General features: G+C 47.0%; 19 protein-coding genes and 1 pseudogene. 15 read left to right on the forward strand and 5 right to left on the reverse strand.

The annotated features are described in order from the left end of the window. Positions 1-14: 14 nt before the first annotated feature. The 3 genes and pseudogenes from BMX82_RS12125 to BMX82_RS12135 all read right to left on the reverse strand — a co-directional run bounded on the left by BMX82_RS12125 (position 15) and on the right by BMX82_RS12135 (position 5,831). A complete protein-coding gene (locus BMX82_RS12125) occupies positions 15-1,646 on the reverse strand; it encodes a beta-N-acetylhexosaminidase (protein WP_036909828.1) in 1,632 nt (543 codons plus the stop codon). A gap of 15 nt (positions 1,647-1,661) precedes the next feature. Beyond that, a pseudogene (locus tag BMX82_RS12130) lies at positions 1,662-2,786 on the reverse strand (PIG-L family deacetylase); the annotation flags it as partial. A 42-nt stretch (positions 2,787-2,828) separates the two neighbouring features. Continuing rightward, entirely contained in the window at positions 2,829-5,831 is a 3,003-nt protein-coding gene (locus BMX82_RS12135; protein WP_091769341.1) for a PEP/pyruvate-binding domain-containing protein, read from the reverse strand. Positions 5,832-6,146: 315 nt separating this feature from the next. On the opposite strand from BMX82_RS12135, the gene BMX82_RS12140 reads away from it, so the two are divergent. From BMX82_RS12140 to BMX82_RS12185, 10 genes are all read left to right on the forward strand, one after another. Continuing rightward, positions 6,147-6,509: a BlaI/MecI/CopY family transcriptional regulator gene (locus BMX82_RS12140; RefSeq protein WP_036909831.1), complete on the forward strand. Its 363-nt coding sequence runs from the start codon at positions 6,147-6,149 to the stop codon at positions 6,507-6,509. Continuing rightward, positions 6,502-8,361 (forward strand): M56 family metallopeptidase, encoded by a 1,860-nt coding sequence (locus BMX82_RS12145; protein ID WP_091769343.1) that lies wholly within the window; start codon positions 6,502-6,504, stop codon positions 8,359-8,361. The genes BMX82_RS12140 and BMX82_RS12145 overlap by 8 nt, the downstream gene beginning before the upstream one ends. 10 nt (positions 8,362-8,371) lie before the next feature. Beyond that, entirely contained in the window at positions 8,372-9,490 is a 1,119-nt protein-coding gene (locus BMX82_RS12150; RefSeq protein WP_091769346.1) for a tetratricopeptide repeat protein, read from the forward strand. Positions 9,491-9,553: 63 nt separating this feature from the next. Next, positions 9,554-11,194: a family 43 glycosylhydrolase gene (locus BMX82_RS12155; protein WP_091769348.1), complete on the forward strand. Its 1,641-nt coding sequence runs from the start codon at positions 9,554-9,556 to the stop codon at positions 11,192-11,194. An 8-nt stretch (positions 11,195-11,202) separates the two neighbouring features. Further along, positions 11,203-11,889 (forward strand): helix-turn-helix domain-containing protein, encoded by a 687-nt coding sequence (locus BMX82_RS12160; RefSeq protein ID WP_091769351.1) that lies wholly within the window; start codon positions 11,203-11,205, stop codon positions 11,887-11,889. A 95-nt stretch (positions 11,890-11,984) separates the two neighbouring features. After that, positions 11,985-12,527: a hypothetical protein gene (locus BMX82_RS12165; RefSeq protein WP_091769354.1), complete on the forward strand. Its 543-nt coding sequence runs from the start codon at positions 11,985-11,987 to the stop codon at positions 12,525-12,527. 73 nt (positions 12,528-12,600) lie between these two features. Continuing rightward, positions 12,601-13,095 carry an RNA polymerase sigma factor gene (locus BMX82_RS12170; RefSeq protein ID WP_091769357.1) on the forward strand — a complete coding sequence of 165 codons (495 nt, stop codon included), beginning with the start codon at positions 12,601-12,603 and terminating at the stop codon, positions 13,093-13,095. After that, positions 13,092-13,703: a hypothetical protein gene (locus tag BMX82_RS12175; RefSeq protein ID WP_091769360.1), complete on the forward strand. Its 612-nt coding sequence runs from the start codon at positions 13,092-13,094 to the stop codon at positions 13,701-13,703. Before BMX82_RS12170 ends, BMX82_RS12175 begins: the two co-directional genes overlap by 4 nt. Further along, a complete protein-coding gene (locus tag BMX82_RS12180; RefSeq protein WP_091769363.1) occupies positions 13,693-14,622 on the forward strand; it encodes a DUF5024 domain-containing protein in 930 nt (309 codons plus the stop codon). The genes BMX82_RS12175 and BMX82_RS12180 overlap by 11 nt, the downstream gene beginning before the upstream one ends. 8 nt (positions 14,623-14,630) lie before the next feature. After that, positions 14,631-16,838: an outer membrane beta-barrel family protein gene (locus BMX82_RS12185; RefSeq protein WP_091769366.1), complete on the forward strand. Its 2,208-nt coding sequence runs from the start codon at positions 14,631-14,633 to the stop codon at positions 16,836-16,838. 131 nt (positions 16,839-16,969) lie between these two features. Here the strand turns inward: BMX82_RS12185 and BMX82_RS12190 are convergent, their stop codons facing one another. Both BMX82_RS12190 and BMX82_RS12195 read right to left on the reverse strand, forming a co-directional pair. Continuing rightward, positions 16,970-17,479 (reverse strand): hypothetical protein, encoded by a 510-nt coding sequence (locus BMX82_RS12190; RefSeq protein WP_091769369.1) that lies wholly within the window; start codon positions 17,477-17,479, stop codon positions 16,970-16,972. A 67-nt stretch (positions 17,480-17,546) separates the two neighbouring features. Continuing rightward, positions 17,547-18,362, reverse strand: a complete 816-nt coding sequence (locus BMX82_RS12195) for a carboxypeptidase-like regulatory domain-containing protein (RefSeq protein WP_177172101.1) — start codon at positions 18,360-18,362, stop codon at positions 17,547-17,549. A gap of 262 nt (positions 18,363-18,624) precedes the next feature. Here BMX82_RS12195 and BMX82_RS12200 point away from each other — a divergent pair, with 262 nt between their 5' ends. From BMX82_RS12200 to gdhA, 5 genes are all read left to right on the forward strand, one after another. Then, positions 18,625-19,116 carry a sigma-70 family RNA polymerase sigma factor gene (locus BMX82_RS12200; RefSeq protein ID WP_091769376.1) on the forward strand — a complete coding sequence of 164 codons (492 nt, stop codon included), beginning with the start codon at positions 18,625-18,627 and terminating at the stop codon, positions 19,114-19,116. Then, positions 19,113-19,670, forward strand: a complete 558-nt coding sequence (locus BMX82_RS12205) for a FecR domain-containing protein (RefSeq protein ID WP_091769380.1) — start codon at positions 19,113-19,115, stop codon at positions 19,668-19,670. The genes BMX82_RS12200 and BMX82_RS12205 overlap by 4 nt, the downstream gene beginning before the upstream one ends. A 16-nt stretch (positions 19,671-19,686) precedes the next feature. Then, positions 19,687-22,257, forward strand: a complete 2,571-nt coding sequence (locus BMX82_RS12210; protein WP_091769383.1) for an outer membrane beta-barrel family protein — start codon at positions 19,687-19,689, stop codon at positions 22,255-22,257. A 287-nt stretch (positions 22,258-22,544) separates the two neighbouring features. After that, positions 22,545-23,828, forward strand: coding sequence for an O-acetylhomoserine aminocarboxypropyltransferase/cysteine synthase family protein (locus tag BMX82_RS12215; RefSeq protein WP_036909847.1), 1,284 nt, complete (start codon positions 22,545-22,547; stop codon positions 23,826-23,828). A 127-nt stretch (positions 23,829-23,955) separates the two neighbouring features. Next, entirely contained in the window at positions 23,956-25,296 is a 1,341-nt protein-coding gene (gene gdhA, locus BMX82_RS12220; protein WP_036910144.1) for an NADP-specific glutamate dehydrogenase, read from the forward strand. The last annotated feature ends 8 nt before the right edge of the window (positions 25,297-25,304 follow it).

Here is a 25,304-nt window from a genome sequence, read left to right on the forward strand (position 1 = left end):
ACAAAGTCACACAATCAGAATTGCCAACGGTTAGGTATCTGGCGCTCAGGCCATAGATGTTTGCAATAGGTGTAATGATAACGATCAAGGAGCTGAGTAAAGCCTGAAAGACGTTGTATAAAGTCTTCAAACTTTTTCTTCTCTGGTTGAGTCCATTGTACTTCGGCAAGGGCCGACATACGAGGCAGAGCATGATACTCTACCATACTTTCTGTAGTCAGGTACTCTGACCAAAGATTAGCCTGAGTACCAAGAATATGCTTGCGAGCTTCAACAGACAGACTATCAGGGGCAGGATCAAGTGCATAAACCTTCTCGATAGGAATAAAACCGCCACAACGACTAGGTTCAAATTGTGTATCTTCTACCTGTTGATAATCAAAATAACAATGAGTAGTGGGAGCCATAATCACATCGTGGCCCGTCTCAGCAGCCTTGGAGCCAGGATCCATTCCTCGCCATGACATAATCATCGCATCCTGAGGCGAACCATCAAGGATTTCATCCCACCCCAAAGCACGACGATGATGAGCTGTAAGAAAGTCGAACACACGTTTTGTGAAGTAGGCCTGTAAAGGTGATAATTTCGACGTGAGCGGTGAGAATTCCTCAGATTTTTGTTGAGGAGTTGGAAGGCTTTTCTGAAGTACTTGGCATTTGGGGCATTGCTCCCACTTCTCGGTAGGCGTCTCATCGCCACCAATATGAATCACCTCAGAAGGAAAGATATCCATAACCTCCGTCAATACATCCTCCACAAACTGATAGACACGCTCGTTGCTAACACAGAGCACATCTTTATAGACGCCCCAATAATGACCGACCTGATAAGGGCCACCAGTACAACCCAATTCGGGGTAACTGGCAAGAGCAGCCAACATGTGGCCAGGCATATCTATCTCGGGGACAACAGTGATGTGACGGGCTGCAGCATAAGCAACGATCTCACGGGCCTCAGCCTTGGTATAATAACCGCCATAAGGCTTATTATCATCAAGATCGGAGTTAGTCCCAATGATTGTGCCTGTTCTGTTAGCCCCCACCTCTATCAAACGAGGCCACTTCTCAATCTCAATACGCCAGCCCTGATCATCGGTAATATGCCAATGAAACACATTCATATTGTGAAGTGCCAGCAGATCAATGAACTTCTTGATGAATGAAACCGAGAAAAAATGACGAGAACAATCGAGATGCATGCCTCGCCAAGAGAATCGCGGAGCATCAGTAATGACTACGGCAGGAAGGGGCTGGAGCCCATCTATAGATTTTCTGAGTGTTTGGATGCCATAAAAAACACCTGCGGCAGAACCACCCTGGATTGTTATACCTTTATTATTTATAGTAAGTACATAGCCTTCAGAAGCGGAGACCTTCGGCGATACGGAGAGTTCAATATAACGAAGTTTCTTTTCACGCTTCTGCGAGATAGATGGTTTTATGCCTACCATGTCTTCCATATACTGCTGAAGGAAATCTGCTTCTTGCTGTAGCTCAACAGGGGAAAGGATCTGCACACTACCATCAAGTATAAATGGGGCGCCTTTCTGCATATCAACGCTCTGTGGTAAAGGCACAACATCATAGGTCACTGCTGATACTGCCACAGGCAGCAGCATAGCAACAAGAAATAATAGTTTTCGCATATATAAGTTCAGATTTTAGAATTTGTATTCGACAAAAGCCTCCATAGCCTCGTAACATGCCAGTCCGAGGTCATCATAACGCTTGGCAGTCTCACGGTTGCGATCCTCTGCCCGCTGCCAGAATAGGCGTTCGTCATTTCCTAGAAACGGAGCACTCTCCATCTGACTCTGATGACGCAGGATAGCGTTTCGCTTTTCACGCAGTTCCTCTGGACTCATGGGTACGCACATCTCGATATCGGCGACATCCCACTCAGCCCAAGCACCACGATACATCCAAACGCGACAATCTTTGAGCCATTCCGCCCCAGCTTTCTTCTCCTCGTCGATAGCTGCTAATACGGCATCGGTACACTTGCGATGAGTACCATGAGGATCGGCCAGATCGGCAGCCACATAAATCTGATGAGGCTTAATCTCAGAGATTAACTCCTGAATGGGAAGGACATCACGCTCAGACATCGGTAACTTCTCAATTTTACCACTCTCATAGAAGGGTAAATCGAGGAAATGGATATGCTTACTGTCGATGCCGCTATATTCACAGGCCAGGCGAGCCTCTCCACGACGAATCAGGCCTTTCAGACGAAGGATCTGCTCACTGTCAAGGTCGCCCTCCTTTTTATTCTTGATAAAAGCCTTAACCACCTGATAAGAGTGTTTAATAACCTCATCGCTACCATTAGCAAAAATGGTATTGAAGCCATTGATAAAATGCATAAAACGGCGCACCTCTTCATCGCCCACGGCGATATTACCGGATGTTTCGTAGGCAATGTGCACATCGTGCTTCTGTTGCATCAGTCGACGAATGGTACCACCCATGGAGATGACATCATCATCGGGATGAGGGGAAAAGACAATAACGCGCTTGGGATAAGGTTTTGCACGCTCCGGACGGGTCGTATCGTCGACCCCAGGCTTACCACCAGGCCATCCTGTTATGGTATGCTGCAACTCATTAAACACCTCAATGTTTACCAAGCCAGCCTGCCCGTCGAACTGCTCAACAAGGTAGCCTAAGCCATTCTCTACATAGTCTTTGGTAGAAAGCTTCAGCAGAGGCTTGCCTACCTTCTGACACAAATCGATAACTTGCCGACGCAACTCGTGGTCGGGCATTTCAATAGTTGATGTTAGGTTCAGATTCATAGAAGTATATTAAATAGTTTAACCTTAAGTTTATTCATTTGAAGGAAATAACACCACACCCTGTTGTTTCTTACCGTCCATCATAATCTTCATGGGACGTTCGAAACGTACGTGGCGAACGAACCTTGTTTCCTCTACAGCTGGCATAGCATCGAGCATCTCTTTTTGGAACACACCGTCGCCCGTAAAGGTATTGATAGTGAAATAGCCTACGCCAAACGAAGTGAGATTTTGGAAAAAGTGGGTCCCTTGAGAAGGATCGACGTGATAGTTCTTCAGTCCAACCTCAACGATGACGCGAGCCGCAGAGATGTGAGGCCACTTCACAGGAATGCCCAACCAGTAGTCACTGGATCCCCAACGACCAGGACCTATTAACACATAGTTCTTATCCTCCTTGAGGAATTGACGGTTCATCTGCTCTATCTCGTCAGCAATATAGGGATTGTTCACTGCAGTAAAATCATCATCAGTCTTGACGTAAATCACATCAAACACATCCTCCGAGATACCATGACCAAGACTATTGTGAGAACGCAACAGACATTCGGTATCGGATATCTTCTGCAGATCCTCATCAAGCACCTGTTTTGAGTCTACGATAGGACGAATCTGCAACAGATAGAACTCACCAGTACGATCGTCGTTCAGATTGCAGGCAAATTCAATCTCCACAGGGCGCCTCATCTCTTCAGAACCATATTTCTGAGCCATCTGCAACAATTCTGGCAAGGGGAACACACCATGTTGGAGCACGCCACAGAAAGAAATCACCTTACGGCCACCATCGTAAATGCCATCTCGGATTATCTGGTCGGTGGGATCATAAGTAGAGGCAATATAGGTCAGCGAGCCGTCAACAGCAGCTTGCTTCACTCTAAGATTCTTGATATTAAAACCATCGTCAACCTTAAAGTCATCACCCACATGGGCCATATCAAGGGCATAGAAACGTGTCTGTGTCTCACTAAGGGCCGTTTCCATCTCACTGGTCTGAAGGACCTGAGTTGGATGGTAAGGTGACACACGGAGCGTCTGTCCTCCATCAACAATATATTTGCCCAATCCCAAAGCCAGCGAAGCAATTCCTTCCTCTGCTGTCTCTTCACCAATAGGATAATAGTTCAACGAACGAAGCACACCCGAGAAATTCGGATAATAAAGATTGCCATACTGTTTACCCACCACTTCCTGCAGAATCACTGCCATTTTCTCCTGATCGATGACATTCTGAGTGGCCAACATATAGGCCTTGGAATCTTTATAATACACCGAGGCATACACACCCTTGATGGCACAAGCCAGCATGCGCAGCATCTCATATTTATCCTCTAAGTAAGGAATCATATAAGTGCTATAAATACCTGCAAACGGCTGATAGTGGGAATCTTCAAGCAAAGAACTGGAGCGCACGGCTATTGGTGACTTTACTGCATCAAAGAATGTGAAGAAGTCAGCAATCAACGAATCAGGCAACTGAGCTCGCATGAAATGCTGCAGGATCTCTTCGTCTGAAGCATCGGAAAGTGCCACAGGATAGAGGTTGTTTTTCTCCATAAACTCATCGAAGAAGTCGGTACAGAGCACAACAGTCTTCGGTATCGACACCTTGGCCGTCTCGTACTGATTAAGTTCAGGGTGACGCTTGATGATATTATCGAGGAATGCCAAACCGCGGCCTTTACCTCCGAGGGAGCCCTCGCCGATACGGGCAAAGTGGGCATAGCGGTCGAACTTCAAACGGTCAAATACAGCAACCACACCGATGTTCTTCATCTTACGATACTGCACAATAGCATCAAAGATAATCTGGCGGTGGGCATCAACATCCTGCAATTTATGCCAAGTGACGTGCTTCAAAAATGCCGACACAGGGAAGATGGCACGCGCACAAAGCCAACGGCTCATGTGGTTTCTTGACACGTGGTAGAGCATTGAATCACGGGGTATCTTGAAGATATTATCCTGCAGTTCTTTCAGCGATGACACGCGAAAAACCTCTTCCTTCGTCTCTGGATTACGGAAGATAAAGTCACCAAAGCCCATGTGTTCCTCCATCAAATGGTGGAGGTCGACATTCATTTTAGTGGAATTCTTGTCGATAAAATGGAAACCCTCAGCCTCAGCTTTCTCGCGATTAACGATTTCACTGGAATCAAGAATCAGTGGTACATACTCATCGCGTCGACGTATTTCACGAAGCAGTTTCAGACCAGCCTCAGGGTCACCCTCTTCAACATGCGACAACCGCCCAGGAACGCTTTTCATGGGAAAGCGGGTGTCAGAAATCACACCTAATGTATTCTCATGATACTTCTCAAAGAGCATCATAGCCTCCTCGTAGTTTGTTGCCAACACGACCTTAGGGCGTCCGCGCTTTCGTTGAGCAGCAGCGTGCGGGTTCAACGCCTCGGTAGAGAATCGCTTCGACTGTGCTAATATATAATTATACACATTAGGCAACACAGATGAGTAGAAGCGGATATTATCCTCGACAAGCAATATCATCTGCACACCAGCCTCCTTGATGTCGTGATCAATGTTCATCTTATCCTCTATCAGTTTAATAATCGACATGATAAGATTGGTATTACCCAACCAACAGAACACGTAATCGAACACCGACATATCCTCGTCCTGAATACGCTTGGTAATACCATGCGAGAACGGAGTAAGAACCACACAAGGGATATTAGGATGAGCAGCCTTTACCTCACGAGCCACAGTAAAGGCATCGTTATCAGCATTACCCGGCATACAGATTACAAGATCGATATCTGTAGTCTGAAGCACCTCATTGGCCTCCTCGGTTGTCGAGACCTGTCGGAAGGTAGGCGGGTAACGCATACCCAACTCCATGTATTCATCGAATATCTTTTCATCCACTCGCCCATCATCTTCAAGCATGAAAGCATCATAAGGATTGGCCACAATAAGCACATTAAAGATGCGTCGCGTCATCAAGTTGACAAACGACACATCCTTAAGATAAAACTTATTCCACTCCTGTGGTATGTTAGTTGCTTCTTCCATCTTGCGCGCAAAGATACAATATTTATGCAATATAACCGAAGGATTTATAAAAAAACTACGATTAAGTATAAAGATACGTTAAAAGCAATCCAAACTAATTAATTTAGTTTAAAAACTATAAGTATTAGTTGTATATAACGAAATCTTTTAGTTACTTTGCGCTCAGGTATTGGATAAGTCGCTCACGCTCGGCCAGTTGAGAACGAGTTCTCGCGGCTCTCGCATAATTGCGATTTTGATTACGACGCGACATTTGATGAATTATTCGGCAGAGCGGAAAGGCGATAGCCGAAGCAAGACTAAAAACAGAAAAAAATGAAGAAGCTTACAAACAAAGAAAAGGAAATCATGGATTTGTATTGGCAACATGGTCCGATGTTCGTCAAGGAACTCTTAGAGTACTACGACGAGCCACGTCCACATTTCAATACACTCTCCACGATGGTAAGGATATTAGAGAAGGAAGGTTATCTAGACCATAAGCAGTTTGGAAACACCTATCAGTACTTCCCCTTAATAACGGAAGCAGAATATGGACGCAAATCTATTGCAGGCGTCATCAAAAACTATTTCTCTGGATCCTATCTATCGGCAGTCTCCTCGTTCGTGAAAGAAGAAAAAATATCAATAGAAGAACTAAAAGATTTGATCAACCAAATAGAGAACAACAATGATTGATTTTCTGATATACGACCTGAAGGTTGCAGTACTCATAGCGATATTCTATATGTTCTATCGTCTGATGCTGGCCAAAGAAACGTTTCACAGAGTGAATCGCATCGTACTTCTGTTAACGGCAGTGGCAAGTTTCTTATTACCCTTATGCGTTATCACGATGCATGAGACGGTTACTATGCAGCAAGTGCCCACAGTAACAGTTGGCGACCTGCAGATTGAGATGGTAGACGAAGAACCTATGAAACCTCTTTGGCAAATAGCCCTACCTATCATATTTATAATAGGTATGCTGGCAACACTTGCCCACACGCTTTGGTCGTTGTTCAGAATCATTGCTCTAATAAGAAAAAGCGAGCAGCATCCACAAGAAAACGGTACTACAATCTGTGTGACCGGTAACGCAGAATTGTCACCATTCAGCTGGATGCATTATATAGTCATGAATCGTAGCGACTACGAAACAAATGATGCCGCTATACTCGCTCATGAACGAGGACATATACACCTACGCCACTCGTGGGACTTGATTCTCGTTGACACACTTACCGCTTTCCAATGGTTCAACCCCGCCATGTGGATGTTACGCTCTGATCTCAGGGCTATCCATGAGTATGAGGCTGACGGAGCGGTACTCTCTCAAGGCATCAATGCGCGTCAATATCAATACCTATTAATCACAAAAGCCGCTAGCATTGGCGGGTACTCCCTTGCCAACGGTATCTCTCACAGTACCCTTAAAAACCGAATCAATATGATGTTACATACTCAATCCTCACGCCGCAGTTATCTGAAACTGTTAGCACTCCTCCCTATCGTGGCTGTAACCCTGGCTGTTAATGCCGAGAAAGTTACTGATGTGGTATACACCAATAGTGAGAATCCTTCCGTAGAGAGTCTTATTAACGAAACGATAGTGCAATCAGAAGCTCAACCTACAGAGACTGAAGTGGTAAAAGACGACGAAGACAAGAATTTCGTAGCCACAGGAACTGTTCTTGACATAAGTGAAGCTGAAATTGATAATGGCATTATTGAAACTGACAAAGCCACCCCAATCATTGGTGCTGTGGTCAAGGTTATCGGTACGAAGAAAGGAACAGTTACAGGTCCAGACGGCAAGTTCAAACTTGAAGTGTCGGAAGGCGACGAACTCGCTGCTATGTATATAGGTTATGAGACAATGAAGGTCGTAGTCAACAAGGTATTCTCTGCAGCAGGCAATTCTTATGTGATAGGACTCAGGAAAGAGGGCAACACTCCCAAAGCTAACACCAATAAGGCTTTCGATGTCGTAGAACAGATGCCCCAGTTCCCTGGTGGTCATTCGAAACTCTTGGAGTACATCACTCGCAACTTAAAATACCCCACAGAGGCAGAGATGAATTGTACTCAGGGACGCGTCATCGCCACCTTCGTAGTAGAAGAGGATGGAAGCATCTCGAATGCGAAAGTGGTAAGATCTATCGACCCCTTGCTCGATGCCGAAGCTTTACGCATCATTAATACCATGCCAAAGTGGCAACCTGGTATGCAGAATGGCAAGGCTGTTCGTGTAAAATACACTATACCCATTTCTTTCAACCTTCCAGGGAAAGATTCTGATGTTACCCATTATGAAGGCAGCATCAAATCTGATGAGAAACCCCAAAAAGGAATTGGTGTTGTCTTGAGGAAAGTAGTTGATGATAAAGAACCACTTGTTTTGCTTGATGGAAAAACCATTGACTCTGAGAAGCTGAAAGAGATCGATCCAAAGACCATTGAGAGTATGCAAGTGCTAAAAAATCAGGAAGCCAAAGAGAAGTATGGTGCCCAGAACGGTGTCATTCTCATCACCACGAAGAAAAAATAAATAACAAAACATGACAAAACTAAAATTACTGAGTCTTTTTGTCTCCCTCGCCCTAATGACGGCCCTTCCCGTCAAGGGCGAGGGCTTTGTAGATTCCTTGCAGGTTTGCATACAAGCAGGAGACAGTTGCATGCAGCAGTTTAACACCTTTGAGGCACTGAGCTATTATCAGAAAGCCTATGAGCAAGAAAAGACTGGGACTGCTATCCGTATAAAACTTGCTGATTGCTACTACAAACGCGCCAACTATCGTGAAGCTTCTGACTTATTGAAAAATGTGCCAGAAGACAGCCTCTCGCATGAGGCTTTCCGCCAGCTTGCCCTCAGCTACCAGAAGCAAGACGACAATGATTCCTTTATCTATTGGGCTGAACAACTGGTAAACCGCTATCCCATGGATGGCGAGATGGTGGCTGGACTAACACGTGCCTACGCACGAAACCACCAACCAGAGAATGGACTCAGATACGGTCTAAACTATTATTTACACGATTCAAAAAACATCCTTGTAAATCGAGCTGTAGCTGATGCGTTCTTCCTCGAAAGAGATTTTATTGCAGCCTCCGAATGGTACAATAGACTTCTCGAACAAGGTGACTCTACCTTCAACACACTCTACTCTGCCGGCATGTGCTACTCACAGACACAAGACCTTGAGCGTGCCTACAAATACCTGCAGCTAGCGTTTCTCATCAGCGGCATGCAGCATTATGGCTGCGCTTATCGACTTGGGGTAATCTGTGTTGACACCAAGCGTCATGAAGAAGGTCTCGGCTATCTGAGCCTTGCCCGTGAACTGATGCTCCCAGACACTGCTATCATGAAAGCTATCACGCTCTCACAAGCCGAGGGATACTATATGACAGAACGTTATGATGAAGCCGTTGCCGCATGGAAAGAACACCTGACGTTCAATCCATCATCCGTAGCTACCTATTATAATATAGCTAACACCTATGTTTACCTTCTCAACGACAGGGAACAGGCCAAGGAATATTATGAGCAGTTCCTTGAGATTGCCCGTGAAATAGAGGATCCGACCCCACAACTTACAGAAATGACTGCTAAGGCAAAAGAGATGCTGGAGCTCCTTGATAAAGTAAAACAGAAGATGGAAATACCAAAATAAATTTGGTGTTTCCATCACTTATTAGTACCTTTGCAACCATTAAATCCAATCATCATAAACATTATGAAAGCTAAAACACTGAAAATGGCGACAGCAGTTTGCTGCACAATGCTGGCTCTCTCGTGCGCCAAACAGACAGAGACCGCAAAGTCTGAACTCACAACCGTAGGCAATCCTTATCTCCCCCTATGGGAACATATCCCCGATGGAGAGCCATACGTGTTTGACGATCCAGATAACGCACACAAGCAGCGTGTATACATCTATGGCTCGCACGACAATCTTAAAACAGCTTACTGCGGACGCGATCAGGTGGTTTGGTCTGCCCCCGTTGAAGATTTAAGCCAGTGGCGTTACGACGGTATTATTTTGATGGTCGACAAAAACGCAAAGGGCGAGCCATTCGACTCTGCAGGTACTGCCGATGTGTTATTCGCCCCAGACGTAACACTGGTAACCGATAGCAATGGCAAAAAGACATATTATCTCTTCCCAAACGATCAGACAGGATTCCGTAATGGACTTATTGCCAAGAGTGACCGCCCTGACGGACCGTTTGAGGTATGCAACTGGAATGCCAACGACCCCAATAAAGTAGATGGTATCTATGGTTTCGACCCTGCCGTATTTGTTGACGACGATGGTCGCGTATATGGTTACTGGGGCTTTGAGCATTCTTATGCCGCAGAGATTGATCCTACCACCATGTGTACAGTAAAACCTGGAACGAAGATTGTCGACGGCATGATCTCTGGCAGAAATGAAGCAGGCGAGTTCCGCTTCTTTGAAGCCTCATCCATCCGCAAGATCAAAGATAAATATGTGTTCATTTATAGCCGTTGGACAAAAAATGGCGAGTTCGGCTTGCCCGACACCAACTATACGCTGGCTTATGCCTATAGCGACAAGCCCTTAGGCCCCTGGACCTATGGCGGCACCATCATTGACGGACGCGGACGTGAAATTAACGAGAAAGGTGATACTATCGCCTCAGGCGTTGTTAGCGGAAATACCCATGGCAGCATTTGTGAGGTAAACGGGCAGTGGTATGTGTTCTATCATCGTCAGGCTGGTCTCGACGAATATGCCCGACAGGCTATGGTAGCTCCTATCGAGGTAAAAGTTGAGGAAGGCAAAGGCGGTAAAGTGGAAATCACCGAAGGTGAATACAACTCTGAAGGCTTTGCCCTCAATGGTCTGAATCCCTTAGAGCGCCATTCCGCGGGTATTGCCTGTTGGATCACAGGTCCAAAAGTAGCAGTACACGAGTGGCCAAAGAATGTTTACTATGGTTCGTATGTGGAGACATCGTATGGCACAGAGACCAACTTCGAAGCTCCCTACGACCTGAAAAACAACACCAACCGCGTGGTAAATAATACCGATGGTTCCATAGTGGGTTATAAGTACTTCAACTTCACAGAAACAAACGGTAAGAAGTCTAAACTGCGACTTCGCCTGATTCCAGAAGGAATTGACGGCACAATCAAAGTCATGATCGATCGTCCATGGGAGTCGCAGGGCGGCAAGCTCTTAGGCACCATTGAGCTGAAAGCCGACATGCCTCAAAATTCTAAAGAGATAACCACAGCCTTGCCAGCCCTTAAAGATTTCACAGGCAAGCATGCCATATACTTCGTCTTTGTCTCCGACACCAAGGAAAAGTCACTCTGTATACTCGAGGATTTTGTATTTAGCTATTAAGGGCATAAATGAAACAGAGGTACGCTATCATAGTATTTTTGGTACTGATAGGAACATCGGCAATGACAAGTTTCTACAGCTATCGTGCTACGGAACGACTGGTGGAGGACGATATGAATCAAGCGCTGACTTTAGCACTGAAGAAACAGCAGAGTGATGTGATTAATGCCGATACCATCAGAGTGTTTAACAGTTTTCTACAGTTGGACGAACTGAGGGGCAGTGCAATACTGGCAGTGGACACAAGACAGAAAGACTTCCGCTGCGAGGCGAATTGCTCAATGGCAACCATCTTCTCCATGTCGGAACAACGTCCAGCATTAGTTATATGGATACTGGCGTTGCTTTGGGCTACATTCTGTTTCTTCCAACGAAGAAGGGTAACACCTTTGCTCACTGGAATGCTGCAATATGGAGACTTGCTCTATTCTGAATCAGAAAGCCGATTCTTCAATGCAAAAGGTGAATACGTAAAACTTACGCCCATGCAACAGCAACTGATGGAAATGTTTTTCCACTCTTCCAATCATACGCTCTCCAAGACAGAGATTTGCGACACCCTCTGGCCCAAGAAAGATAACGCCAATGAGACGCTTTACACCCTTATCCGAAGACTGAAGCCCATCATTGAGAGCCATTCAGATCTCAAAATAGAGGTAGACAGAGGTAAAGCATACGAGCTGATAATCAAGTAGATAATTATCCGTCAGATGATTGTCAGACAAATGTCAGACAATAAATTTGCATAATATAAAATCTCTTCATACCTTTGCATCAAAAACGTAAACGTATGAAGAGATTTCTGTTCCTTTCGATGTTGGTTTTCATAGCAGTGATGATATACGTATCTGTTCATGAAAAGGAAGACAATACTCCTCTACCCCAGAAGCTGGAGAAGACCATGAGGCTTACCAAGATGAAGAAGTACCACGATGACGACTATGATTACGTGGTACACTATCCGGCTTTCTTCGAGCAGACACCCGATTCCATATTAGATAAAGGAAGTAGTCGCTTCAGTTTCTGGCAAGATAGCACAGAGGTGGTGCAGAACACCTTCGTGGAGCCCAATGCAGACAGCCTCACCATCGAACAGGCCATGGCGAGATACGCCTCAGAGCTTCACGCCACCCATCAGCAGAAGGGTGATGACTACTTCATTCTTTCAGGCCCACTCCATACAAATAGTGGTGCCATCAGTGGCCGTTGCTTCTATGCCAAGTTCGTAAAGCATCGCAAACTCTGGTTCGTGCAAACCCTCACCTACCCAGAGGATTGCGAACAAGCCGTAAAGCGCCTAAAAGAAGAAATTGACAAGTGGAAAATCTGGTAAAGATGTTAAGTTATGCTAAAGTAAGTTTGGTTTCTAAAGTTTTGTGTGTCTAATAATTGTAATGCGAAAATAAATGGAGACAGGTGCATTTGAACAAAAAGCCCGCTCGTGGCGAAAGAAGGCTCTAGAAGTGAGTCTGCACAACGGAGCGGGCAAAGACGAAGCAGAAGACATCGCACAGGATGTAATGCTCCGCCTATGGCAGATGCACGACGAACTGGAGCGTTATCGGTCTGTAGAGGCTATTGTAACCCTGATGGCGAAGCATCTGCTAAGAAACCATCAAAGGCGAAAACCTTCAGAAACGCTTGATGAGGCTATCATTATTACCCTCGACACCAGTCCGCACGATGAACTGGAAACGAAAGAGAACGACGAATGGCTCTCAGCAAAGCTACAGCAGCTACCCACCACCCAACGTACCTTATTATATATGAGGCAGGTGGAACGAAGAAGTCACGAAGAGATAGCCACACTATTAGGCATCGAAATCACCTCAGTCAGCACGTTGCTTGCAAGAGCACGACGAACATTATTAGAAGAAATCAAACGGAGGAATCAGATATGATACGTTACACAAAGGCATACATCAAGGATCTGCTGGACAAATATATGGATGGTACGACCTCGCTCGAAGAGGAAGACATCCTAGCCAGCTACTTCCGAGGTAAAGATATACCTCAGGAATGGGAAGACTATCGCCTGATGTTTCAAGAGATAGAGGCTATGAAACCTCAGCCAAGAAGAAACAGGCAACGGATTGGCTGGAGTGTGGCAGCTGCAGTAGTGGCTGGCATCATGTATCTGGCTGTTCCGTCTGAGCAAGAAGTCTCACCAGAAGCTCAGCCCCTGGTAGCACAAACAGATACTATGGCAGCACAGCCCATCCTACAAGCCGATACTACATCGCTGCGCCAAATAGAGAGCAAGCCGATACAGTCGAAGAAAAGACGGATACGCAAACCACAGCCAACTATCCATGACATTGACAAGGCTTATGCGCTGGTAGCTCAGGCAGAGCAGGAGCAGCGAGAGGTGGAACTTCAATTGGCAGAATGTCGCATAGAGATGATTGAGGCCCAGCTTGCGGCCTACGGCTATATTCCTGTAACACAAGAAGATGGTACCATTACATATATTAACGAACAAAAAGAACTGATTGCATATGAAGAGTAAAAGTATTATCTTTACAGCCATGCTGACGGCACTGCCTTCAGCCCTGATGGCGCAGCAGAACATCCAGAAAGCATTCGATGCACTGCTGAACGAAAGAATAGTAGAAACCAAGACACAGCACTCCTTGGAGCGCGACCCTGAGACGGGTAAGAAAACGTCGCAGATGGATGTCTATGACTTCTCTGTGACAAATAGCGTTGGCCTCAACAAGATCAAGAACATCCAAAAGGCTTTTGAGAAAGACAAAGAGGCGGCCTATCAGATCAGGTCAGGCAGTAATGTAGGCAGCAACTATGTTGCCTTGGCCGTTGGCGATGGCGGGGAACAGCCTATAGCTATCGGTAAAATCAAAGGCTCAGACTTTATCTATGCCTGTTTCCTCGACAAGGACGATCCCGAGAAGAAGTATCGCTATGCCTACGCTTTGGAATGGAAGGATTCGCGGGTACGTCTGGCAATAACATACGCTACCACGCAGCAGTATCGCGAGAGTAAGAACAATAGAAGACCTAAGAAAATCATCATCAAGGGAAAGAAATTCAACGTTCCTGACACGTCCTCGATTACATTTAGTGACAACTTTCCTTTTGATGTGGACTCCATTCTTCATGTCGACTCCATACCCTTCAATCCAGCCACACAAATCGACCTTGGCAACATCGGTAATATCTTCGACGTAGCTTTCGGAGACTGGCTAACAAATTTCAACAACTACAAGAACCTTTTCCTGAAGAATCCTAAAGGAACACCAGCCAACGTATATGCGTCACGGATATACAATCTGTGCAAGAAGGCCGACAACTTAGATGATGCTGAAAAGGCACTTGTATCAAAAGAAATACTGAAACTAAAGACAAAGACCAACGACGAATTCATACAGAACCTGTTCGACATGAGCATCGAACGACTCAAGAAGTAATCTCACTTATGAAACTTAAAAAGATTGTTTTCCTCTCGCTGCTAATGGCAGCGAGAGCAGGGATAGCCATGGACCTGACCCAAGCAGATTCAACTAGTATAAGCAACGACTCCATCACATGGAGCAAAGAACTGGATGGTGTTATCATCAAAGCACAGAAGCAACTCATCAAGCAGGAGATAGACCGCATAGCCTACAACGTGCAGAGCGATGAGGAATCGAAGACGCTGACTGTGATGGATATGCTTCGCAAGGTTCCAATGGTGACTGTGGACGGTCAGGATAACATCCGTGTGAAGAGCAACAGCAACTTTAAGATTTACAAAAACGGGCACTATGATCCCAGACTGACGAAAAACGCCAAGGAGGTGCTGAAATCGATGCCCGCTTCAATGGTTAAGCGTATCGAAGTGATTACCGACCCAGGTGCCCGTGAAGATGCTGAAGGCGTCGATGCCGTTCTGAACATCGTGATGGCTGGCGGCTCCAATATGGAGGGCATAACGGGTGTCGTGTCTGCGAGCTATAGGTCGGACAACCACTTCAATTATTATAACTCCCTGACTGGACAGATGGGAAGACTCATGCTCTCTGGCGATTACGCTTATGGCAGAACGTCGAGGCGCGAATCCAGATATATGTCTGACAATGAGCGGACCTATCTCGAAACGGGCAACATGCTGCAGACACATAACGACCAGAGCAACCCTGGCCACTATCATGTTGCCAACGTGGATGCCAGCTACGACATCGACTCACTCAATCTGCTCTCAGCCTCGTTTGGCGGATTCTTCTATAACGTGAATGTACAGGGCGACAGCCGGGCATCTCTGATTGCCCCCTCAGGACAGCTCGTCTACCGTTTCGACAACCACTACTGGATGCCAGGCTACCAACACCATTCATGGAACGGGCGATTTGACTATGAACACAAGACGCGTCGCAAGGGCGAGCGATTCACTCTCTCTTATATGCTCGCCCTGACACGTCAACATACCAATCAGGAGAATACCTATACTGGCATCGTGAATGCGCCATTCTCTTACTCTGGCATCATGATGACGGAACGTGAAAGGTTCACGGAGCACACGTTTCAGGCAGACTGGCTACGACCTTTAGGAAAAGGCCATCAACTGGAGATTGGTACCAAATACATCGATCGTCATAACGGCAGCAATAGCCATCAGGAATTCTACGGCTCCGACATGCAGACCCACGACGAGTTCCGCCACATTACCCGCGTACTGGCTGGCTATGCAGACTACATCTATAACTGGGAGAAATGGTCGGCTCGCGCAGGTCTGCGCTATGAGTACAGTTTCATGAAAGGCAGTTTTCCTGACGGGAGTGTAGAATCCTTTGACAAGCATCTGAGCGACTGGGTGCCCCAGGCCACTCTGAGGTATCAGATAACAGACGCCCAGTCGCTAAAGGTGAACTACACCACGAGCATCAACCGTCCTGGCATCTCATATCTGAATCCTGCTGCGGGTATATCGCCAACTGCCGTGTCGCATGGCAATCCAGAGCTATCAAGCTCGCACATCCAGCGTCTCAATATCATCTACTCGTATATCCAGCCCAGACTGACCTTCCAACTGGCTCCAGGCTATACCTTCTACTCTGGCGGTATCAGCTCTGTTCAGACTGCCAGGAACGATGTACGCTATACCACCTACGACAATATTCTGCGCTATCGTCGTTTCTCCATCGAGCAGTATGTACAATGGAAGCTTTTCGAGAGAACGACACTTGTCATCAACAACAACCTGCGCTACGAGCACAACGAGAATCCGAACCTTGGCTATCGCAACTCCGGATGGTCTGACAACTACTACGCCAACCTCTCACAGATACTTCCCTGGAAACTGCGTCTCAATCTGAGCGCTTGGGGGTTGATTGGCTATCAGCCATCAGACATATATAGCATACAACACTCTTCTGACGGATGCAGCGTCTCATTGCAACGTTCGTTCCTCAAGGGCAATCGTCTGACGGTACGCCTCGGAGCCGACACACCTTTCAGCAAATACACCACATCAACATCGAAGACAGTGAATGGCGACTATCGCGGCTATAATAAGGCCTGGCTCTCTGGCCGTACGTTCAGCATCAATGTCAACTGGCGTTTCGGATCGCTTAAAGCCAATGTCAAGAAGACGGAACACAGCATTGACAACGACGATGTTGTAGGCGGAATCAAGAAAGGAAAGTAGTTTTCAAGGAGTTTCTTAATGAGAATACATTTGTTTCCCTAGGCGAAAACGATGGTTTCCTACGGAGAAAACTGTGTTTTCCCCTGGGGAAAACAATAGTTTCCCTAGGGGAAACTTCTTGAGGAGAGAAACTACTTTGACGGCTTTTCCAGTTCTTCCCAGCGTTTCTGATACATGGTCTCCTGTCTGCGGACTTCCTTGAGTGCTTTCTTCCTACGGGCGCGTTCTTCTACGGATTTGCGGAAAGCCACATCATAAACCCAAAGAGCAAAACCTAAAGGGCTGAAGCCCGAGGGTATGCTGATCCTGGCCAGTTGGTCATTCTGTTTCTGCTCTGGCGTAGTTCTCAGCATCGAGTTCATTCGCTTATCAAAGCGTCGTTCGCCCAGAATCACCACCTCGCGCAAGGCATGAATATTGGGAATCAGGAAGATGGTGTCGCCCTGTATCTCGGGCCTCAACACATAGCGGCGCTCAAAGTCGGGATGCCGGAAGTCAAGACGCCGTACACTATCGGGCCATTCGAACACACCATTCCAAGGGGTGCGAATCTCACGCCCATCACTGGTGCTCACTATGACATCGCGGATGGGTACCTTCGACTCAGCGTTGACCACTATCAGCTGTCGCTGGGCCATCATCCCGAGAGACGGAAGCAGGAGACTTATCAGATATAAGGTACGCGTAGACATCGAATCATCAGAACAGTTATTCCACTTCGTAACCCTTTACTTGTATGGCTGGACAGACGGGGAGTTTCTTGGTCTTTCCTTTCACGGCGTTACGATAAAGACCGTTCTTCATATAGGCCTTCATATTCAGGAAGCCTTTCTCGCCATAGCCGTCAACCACATTAATGCTGACGTAGTACTCCTTCTTAGGCTTCAGCACGATGTCTTCTTCAGGGCGGACATCGAGGGTGTACTTGTTCTTACTCTTGGTGAGCGTCTCGTAAATGGGCTTCTGGTGGATGTTCACGAATCGTTTTCCTTGTTTCTCGTAGACATTGATGCTCACCTTGCATTGCTCAAAGGTGATGCCTGCGATATTTATCAGTATGTCGCTGATGACGTAAGACTTGCTGCATGAGAAGAGTACGCCGCCTTCAGGACCTAGATCAGAGCCATGACCAGATGTACCGACGAGACCTGGAGCAGGTATGCCCTTGCCTACGATAGTCTTGGGCTTGTTCTTCTTGCCAATCACCACCTCTGCCAGTTCTACGACACGGTCTTTCAACACGACGGTGAGTTCACTTCCCTTGGCATATTCCTGATAGGGGATCTCTGTCGTGAGATAGGACACATGACTGAACGAGAGTTCCTTCTTTCGCCCAGCGGGAATCCTGATGGTAAAATGACCTTTGGCATCGGAGATGACACCAACGCTGTCATCCTCGAAACCAATACTGACATACTCGACGGCCTCGCCACGTTCGTTTACAACGTTACCCTTAACTGTTATTTGGCCAAAACACACCGTCTGCATCATAACAGACAGCAAAAGTAATGAAAATTTTCTCATACAAAAGCTATTTATGGCTGAATTCGTGGTGCAAAGGTAACGTAAAGAGTTGAATTGGAAGTTATCTTTTAACAAACCAAGGGTGAATTCTAACATTATTAACCTTCGGGAACGTAATGAAAATTTATCAAACAATTAAGAATTTTATCAAATAGAAGGGTCGTTAGTTCAGATATTATTCGTATCTTTGTGCACAAAATCGCTCTATAGGGGTAATGACATTCCATACTCATCTGTATTATAGATAAAAGCGACTAAAAAGATGCAAGACAGAGCACAACAGTTCAAGGAACTCTTCCTATCGGAGTACAGCAGGATGTACAAGGCAGCCTACATTCTACTGGGCAACGAAGACGAGGCGAAAGACACCGTACAGGATGTCTTTGCCAGACTATGGGCAGGTACCACCCCACTGAAGGAAGAGTCGCAACGAGCTTTTCTGCTGACCTGCGTCCGTAATCGCTGCCTCAACATCATTGCACACCGCAAGACTCAGCAAGAGGCCATGCAACTGTTGACACCCAATGCTATCGACAGCGGAGAGTACGACGATGATATCATCGAGACCGTGAAACGCTGCATTGATGAGCAACTGACTCCTCAGACCAGTCGCATCATCCGGATGCACTACGACGAGGACCAGTCGTACAAAGACATCTCGAGTCAGCTGGGCATCAGTCTCTCAGCCGTAAACAAGCACATTGTGCAGGGATTGAGGAAACTACGTACAACATTAAAAAGACAAGAAGTATGAAAAGAGATGAGGAAATCAGGATGCTTCTGCACCCTGAGGAATACACAGACGAGCAGCTGGACAAGATGCTGGACGAGACAAACGCCACCATTCCCGATGTTAATGAGGAATGGAACCGTTTCCAAACACAGCACATCACTCCTAAGCATTCACGCAGTTGGATGCAAGCAGCAGCCATATTCGCAGGTGTGCTGATGCTCTCAGGCATCGCATACGCCACGATACAAATGGCTGGAAGCAGTAACAACAAACAGGAAACCGTAAAACAGGAGGCAAACGCGGTTATGGTCAGCCAGCAGACAATTACTGAGGCGACTAACGACAGCACCACACTGAAGCCCGTGGTGTTTGAAGACGCAGAGTTGGGTACCATCTTGAATGAGATTGCTACTTTCAACCAGTTAGAAACCGTCTATAAAAAAGAGGCCAGCAAGCATATCCGCCTCTACTTTACATGGGACAAGACATCGTCTATAGACGATATCATCGACACGTTCAACAAGTTCGAACGTATCCACATGACTCGAGAGGACAAAAAACTAATTGTAGAATAATCATTGCCAACACATTATGAAAAAATATATATTCACAGCATTACTCTGTGTTCTGACGCTGTACACCCAGGCACAAAGGGTTAGCCGCAGCTATCTGAACGAGCCGCTTTCGAAGGTTCTCGAAGACTTGAACGCCACGACCAGCGAGAAAACGATTTACTTCATCTACGACGAACTGGAAGACTTCACTGTAACCAGCCACTTCACCAACCTGCCCATCAAGGAGGCCATCCGTGAGGTGATAGGATTCTATCCGATGAAGGTAACCTACGAAGATGACCGCATCTTCATTGAATGTACCCAGAAAGAGGATACAAAAGTCATCGGACGTGTAATCGACGAGAGCGGCAAACCTATCGAATTCGCCAATATCTCATTGCACAGCGCTTCTAAAACACATACGAACAACAAAAATTCCACATACATAAATGGCGGTGTGAGCAATGAGAATGGCGATTTCGTAATCCCCTGCAAGGCCCAGAAGATAACCCTGAAGGTATCGTACATAGGCTATAAGACGGTAATACGAAACGTTGGTGTGGGTAACATCGGCAGTATTACCCTCCAGCCAGAGACCTATATGGTGAAAGGCGTAGAGGTGAAAGGTGAGATACCTCAGTACAAGTTGGCTCAGGGAGGTATGACGGTAGATGTGCAGCACTCTATCCTCCATGATATAGGCACAGCCGACGACCTGCTCTCGATGATACCGATGGTGCAAGGCAAAGACGGGAAGTTCGAGGTATTGGCGAAGGGCGAGCCTGAGATATACATCAATAACAAAAAGGTGCGCGACCCCAGCGAACTGAAACAACTGAAGTCTGTCGAAATTAAGAGCGTAGATGTGATTACGGCCCCTGGTGCCAGATATAACGCCGAGGTGAATGCAGTGATCCGCATCAAGACGCTGAAGTCCCAAGGCGACGGATTCAGTCTGATGGCGACCACTCAGACGTGGAAGAACAACAAGTGGAACAATTACGATGACCTGAACTTGAAATACCGTACTGGCGGACTGGAGACTTTTGCTACCGTAGCACTCGAAAACGGGCACTACAGCAACGACCAGGATGACGATCAGGAATTGCATATTACTAATGACCTGTTTAATGCCCATGCAGATTTGCCAGTAAGGAGCTCCTGGACTGAACTTCAGTACAAGGGTGGCCTGAGCTACGATTTCAACGCAGACCATTCCATCGGACTGAGTTTCTCGTCGCAAAAGCTCTTTTATGGAGCCTTCAAGTCTGATATGAAGCAGCACTATCTGAAGAACGGAGCCTTTGATGGCGACGTACGTCTGACAACGGATATCCGCGAAAAGAACCGACCCGTATGGGAACTGAACAGCTACTATATAGGTAAGGCCGGCAAACTTGGCATTGACCTGAACGCCACCGTGTTGCGACAAGAATCGGAGAATAATAACAACCAACTGGAGACGAGCGAACAATACGGCAACCGCACCATCACCACTCTGACCAATGAGGACCGTCGGATGGCGGCAGGTAAACTGGTGCTGACCTATCCAGTCTGGAAAGGTGAACTGAGTGGCGGTTCGGAGGCAACAAGTACAAAAAGTCAGGGGCATAACTACAATCAGGAGAATATCATACCAGAGTCGGACACAGAGATGAAGGAAAATAATATTGCCGGATTTGCAGAATACGATTTGCAGCTGGGCCATTGGCATCTGAATGCCGGCCTGAGATATGAGCATGTATCAGCAGAATACACCTCATTCGGAATCAGGCAGGAAGAGCCCAGTCGCACTTACAACGACTGGTTCCCTAACCTTTCTGCTGCGTGGCAGAAGGACAAGTGGGGTGCACAACTGAGTTACAGTAAGCGCATCACCCGTCCACCATACAACATGTTGACTTCTATGGTCATATACGACAGTCGTATGTTCTACGAAGGCGGTAACCCGCTATTACGTCCTTCTGTTCGCCAAAGCATCGACTTCAGTCTCACCTATTCGTGGCTGAACTTCACAACGGGCTTTACCCGTGAGAAAGACTTCTTTACTCACGTTGGCAATATCTATGACGAGGAGAACGAGATCGCCATCTTTATGCCAGACAACTTCGACCACCAGGATCGTGTCTATGCCACGCTCGTCGCTTCGCCCAAATTCGGCTTCTGGCAGCCACAGGCCACACTACACTACTATCAGCAGATGTTCGACGCCGAGAAGTACGGCGCACCCAAGAAACTGAACAAGCCGGAATTCAGTTTCAACCTGAGCAACTGGTTCGAGATCAATCCAACGGCGAAGGCTCTGGTACAGGCGAGCTATTCAGGCAGTAACCACTGGGGATTCATGTATCGCGGCAGTAACTTCATAGTGAATGCCCGACTGCAAAAGACCTTCTTGAAGGGACAGCTGTCGACCACGCTTTATGCCAACGACATCTTCCGCACGGCCAAGCACAAGACAATAACCTACTATGCCATCGGCCAGACGGCTCAGGACGTCTATACCTATACACAGAGCGTAGGCCTGACCCTTAGCTATAACTTCAATGTCAGCAACTCGAAGTACAAAGGAACAGGTGCTGGTAACGACGAGAGAAACAGACTTTAAACTACAAAACAACTTGTTTTGTTCCGTAAGAGATAGTCTCCATGAGTGTAAAAGACCATCTTAACGAGTACAAAACAAGTTGTTTTGTACTTAAGGAGATTATCTCCTTACACACAAAGGACATGTTGCCGCCAATGCTCAGATTATGAATAAATGCTGCATACTTTATTACTTCTTTTGCTTATGGGATGAATTATCGGGACAAAAACACAAAATAATCCTATTAATTGATGCTTTCTGCCAGTTTTTTCGTACTTTTGCCGGCAAAATGTAAATCAAACATCAACATGGCTAAGAAATTGAAACAAGGTACGCTATGCGTACAAGCTGGCTATAAGGCCAAAAACGGAGAACCAATAGAATTGCCTATCATCCAGAGTACGACATTCAAATACGATGACTCTGACGAGATGGCAAAGTTATTTGACCTCGAGAAAGAGGGATATTTCTACACCCGCTTACAGAATCCGACCAACGACGCTGTAGCTGCCAAGATTGCTACACTCGAAGGTGGTGTGGGTGCTATGCTTACATCGTCAGGTCAGGCAGCCAACTTCTATGCGATCTTCAACATCTGTCAGGCTGGCGACCACTTCGTGACCTCCAATGAGATATATGGTGGAACCTATAACCTGTTCGGTGTAACACTGAAGAAGCTTGGCATTGATTGCACATTCGTCTCTCAGGATGCCAGCGAAGAGGAGATCCAAGCAGCCTTCCGTCCGAACACGAAAGCATTGTTTGGCGAGACCATCTCGAACCCAGGCTGCGCCGTACTCGACATTGAGAAGTTTGCCCGTATCGCCCACAAGAACGGTGTGCCCCTGATTGTGGATAATACATTCGCCACCCCCGTGAACTGCCGCCCGTTTGAATGGGGTGCCGATATCGTGACCCACTCTACTACCAAGTATATGGATGGTCTGGCAACTCAGGTTGGCGGTTGCGTGGTAGACAGCGGTAACTTCGACTGGCTCGCCAATGCCGAGAAGTTCCCCGGATTGTGCACACCCGATGAGTCATATCACGGACTGACCTACGTGAAGGCCTTTGGCAAGATGGGCTATATGACTAAGCTCGTAGCTCAGCTGATGCGCGACCTCGGCAGCATCCCCGCTCCACAGAACTCCTTCTTGCTGAACTTGGGTTTGCAGACACTTCATCTGCGTATGGCCCAGCACTGTAAGAACGCGCAGAAAGTGGCCGAGTTCCTGAACGACAACGAAAAGGTGGCTTGGGTTCACTATTGCGGACTGCCCAGCGACAAGAACTACGCTCTGGGACAGAAGTACCTGCCCAACGGCTCATGTGGCGTGATTGCTTTCGGGCTGAAAGGCACCCGTGAGACTGCCATCAAGTGGATGGACTCTCTAAAGATGATCAACATTGTGACCCACGTGGCCGATGCCCGTACCTGTGTGCTCCACCCTGCTTCGCACACCCATCGCCAACTCAGCGACGAGCAGCTTCTTGAGGCTGGTGTTGCCCCCGACCTGATCCGTCTCTCTGTAGGTATAGAAGACGTTGAGGATATCCTCGACGACATCAAGCAGGCATTAGCCCAGATTTAACAAATTGTAACTCTACAGCAAAAATATTCGGTACTTTCCTTGGATGGTACCGATATTTTTTCTACATTTGCACCATCATAAGTAACATATTGACAACTTAAAACAAATATTCTAATTTAGAATTATGATGGAAGTAGAGAAGATTATGCAAGCCTTGGAGCAGAAACATCCAGGCGAATTGGAGTACCTACAGGCCGTTAGGGAAGTGCTGGAATCTATTAAAGATGTATACAACCAGCATCCAGAGTTTGAAAAGGCCAAGATTATAGAACGCATTGTGGAGCCTGAGCGCATCACGACATTCCGAGTGCCCTGGGTCGATGACAAAGGAGAGGTACAGGTAAACATCGGTTATCGCGTACAGTTTAATAGCGCTATCGGTCCTTATAAAGGTGGTCTGCGCTTTCACCCGTCAGTAAACCTGAGCATTCTGAAATTCCTCGGCTTTGAACAGACGTTCAAGAACGCTCTGACAACACTGCCGATGGGCGGCGGTAAGGGCGGTTCTGACTTCAGCATCCGCGGTAAGAGCGACAATGAGGTGATGAAGTTCTGTCAGGCCTTCATGTGTGAACTGTATAAGGTTATCGGGCCTGATATGGACGTGCCCGCTGGTGATATAGGTGTAGGCGCACGTGAAATCGGCTACCTGTTCGGCTATTATAAGAAACTGACAAGCCAGTTCCATGGTGCCACCCTGACAGGTAAAGGCATGGAATGGGGCGGCAGCATACTGCGCCCAGAGGCAACAGGATACGGCGCCCTCTATTTCGTACACCACATGATGGAGACTCATGGCATGGATATCAAGGGTAAGACAGTGGCTCTCTCGGGCTTCGGCAACGTGGCTTGGGGTGCTGCTAAGAAGGCTACCGAACTGGGGGCAAAGGTTATCACCATCTCTGGTCCAGACGGTTACATCTACGACCCCGAAGGTCTTGATGCCGAAAAGATTGAATACATGCTGGAGCTCCGTGCCAGTGGCAACGACGTATGTCAGCCCTATGAGGAGGAGTTCCCTGGCTCAAAGTTCTTCGCCGGCAAGAAGCCTTGGGAGCAGAAAGCCGACATTTATCTGCCATGTGCCACACAGAACGAGCTCAATGGCGAAGATGCCGACAAGATTCTGGCTAACAAGCCACTGTGCGTAGCTGAAGTGTCTAACATGGGTTGTACGGCAGAGGCTGTAAACAAGTTCATCGCTGCAGGTCAGCTCTTTGCTCCGGGCAAGGCCGTAAATGCCGGCGGTGTGGCAACCTCTGGCTTGGAAATGACACAGAACTCGATGCGTATGGCTTGGACAGCAGAGGAAGTTGACAAGCGTCTGCATCAGATCATGTCAGGCATCCACGAACAGTGTGTGAAGTACGGTAAGGAACCTAGTGGATACATCAACTACGTAAAGGGTGCTAATGTTGCCGGCTTCATGAAAGTAGCAAAGGCAATGCTGGCTCAGGGCATTGTGTAGAAGCTCGG

This window comes from Prevotella sp. khp7 (assembly GCF_900109055.1).
Classification (GTDB): domain Bacteria; phylum Bacteroidota; class Bacteroidia; order Bacteroidales; family Bacteroidaceae; genus Prevotella.

Coding starts and splice junctions, on each gene's coding strand:
- BMX82_RS12210 (WP_091769383.1), top strand. CDS start 19,687: ATGAAAAAATATATATTCACAGCATTACTCTGTGTTCTGACGCTGTAC.
- BMX82_RS12195 (WP_177172101.1), bottom strand. CDS start 18,362: ATGAGAAAATTTTCATTACTTTTGCTGTCTGTTATGATGCAGACGGTG.
- BMX82_RS12180 (WP_091769363.1), top strand. CDS start 13,693: ATGAAGAGTAAAAGTATTATCTTTACAGCCATGCTGACGGCACTGCCT.
- BMX82_RS12200 (WP_091769376.1), top strand. CDS start 18,625: ATGCAAGACAGAGCACAACAGTTCAAGGAACTCTTCCTATCGGAGTAC.
- BMX82_RS12140 (WP_036909831.1), top strand. CDS start 6,147: ATGAAGAAGCTTACAAACAAAGAAAAGGAAATCATGGATTTGTATTGG.
- BMX82_RS12125 (WP_036909828.1), bottom strand. CDS start 1,646: ATGCGAAAACTATTATTTCTTGTTGCTATGCTGCTGCCTGTGGCAGTA.
- BMX82_RS12185 (WP_091769366.1), top strand. CDS start 14,631: ATGAAACTTAAAAAGATTGTTTTCCTCTCGCTGCTAATGGCAGCGAGA.
- BMX82_RS12160 (WP_091769351.1), top strand. CDS start 11,203: ATGAAACAGAGGTACGCTATCATAGTATTTTTGGTACTGATAGGAACA.
- BMX82_RS12150 (WP_091769346.1), top strand. CDS start 8,372: ATGACAAAACTAAAATTACTGAGTCTTTTTGTCTCCCTCGCCCTAATG.
- BMX82_RS12170 (WP_091769357.1), top strand. CDS start 12,601: ATGGAGACAGGTGCATTTGAACAAAAAGCCCGCTCGTGGCGAAAGAAG.
- BMX82_RS12145 (WP_091769343.1), top strand. CDS start 6,502: ATGATTGATTTTCTGATATACGACCTGAAGGTTGCAGTACTCATAGCG.
- BMX82_RS12155 (WP_091769348.1), top strand. CDS start 9,554: ATGAAAGCTAAAACACTGAAAATGGCGACAGCAGTTTGCTGCACAATG.
- BMX82_RS12215 (WP_036909847.1), top strand. CDS start 22,545: ATGGCTAAGAAATTGAAACAAGGTACGCTATGCGTACAAGCTGGCTAT.
- BMX82_RS12175 (WP_091769360.1), top strand. CDS start 13,092: ATGATACGTTACACAAAGGCATACATCAAGGATCTGCTGGACAAATAT.
- BMX82_RS12190 (WP_091769369.1), bottom strand. CDS start 17,479: ATGATGGCCCAGCGACAGCTGATAGTGGTCAACGCTGAGTCGAAGGTA.
- BMX82_RS12135 (WP_091769341.1), bottom strand. CDS start 5,831: ATGGAAGAAGCAACTAACATACCACAGGAGTGGAATAAGTTTTATCTT.
- BMX82_RS12205 (WP_091769380.1), top strand. CDS start 19,113: ATGAAAAGAGATGAGGAAATCAGGATGCTTCTGCACCCTGAGGAATAC.
- gdhA (WP_036910144.1), top strand. CDS start 23,956: ATGGAAGTAGAGAAGATTATGCAAGCCTTGGAGCAGAAACATCCAGGC.
- BMX82_RS12165 (WP_091769354.1), top strand. CDS start 11,985: ATGAAGAGATTTCTGTTCCTTTCGATGTTGGTTTTCATAGCAGTGATG.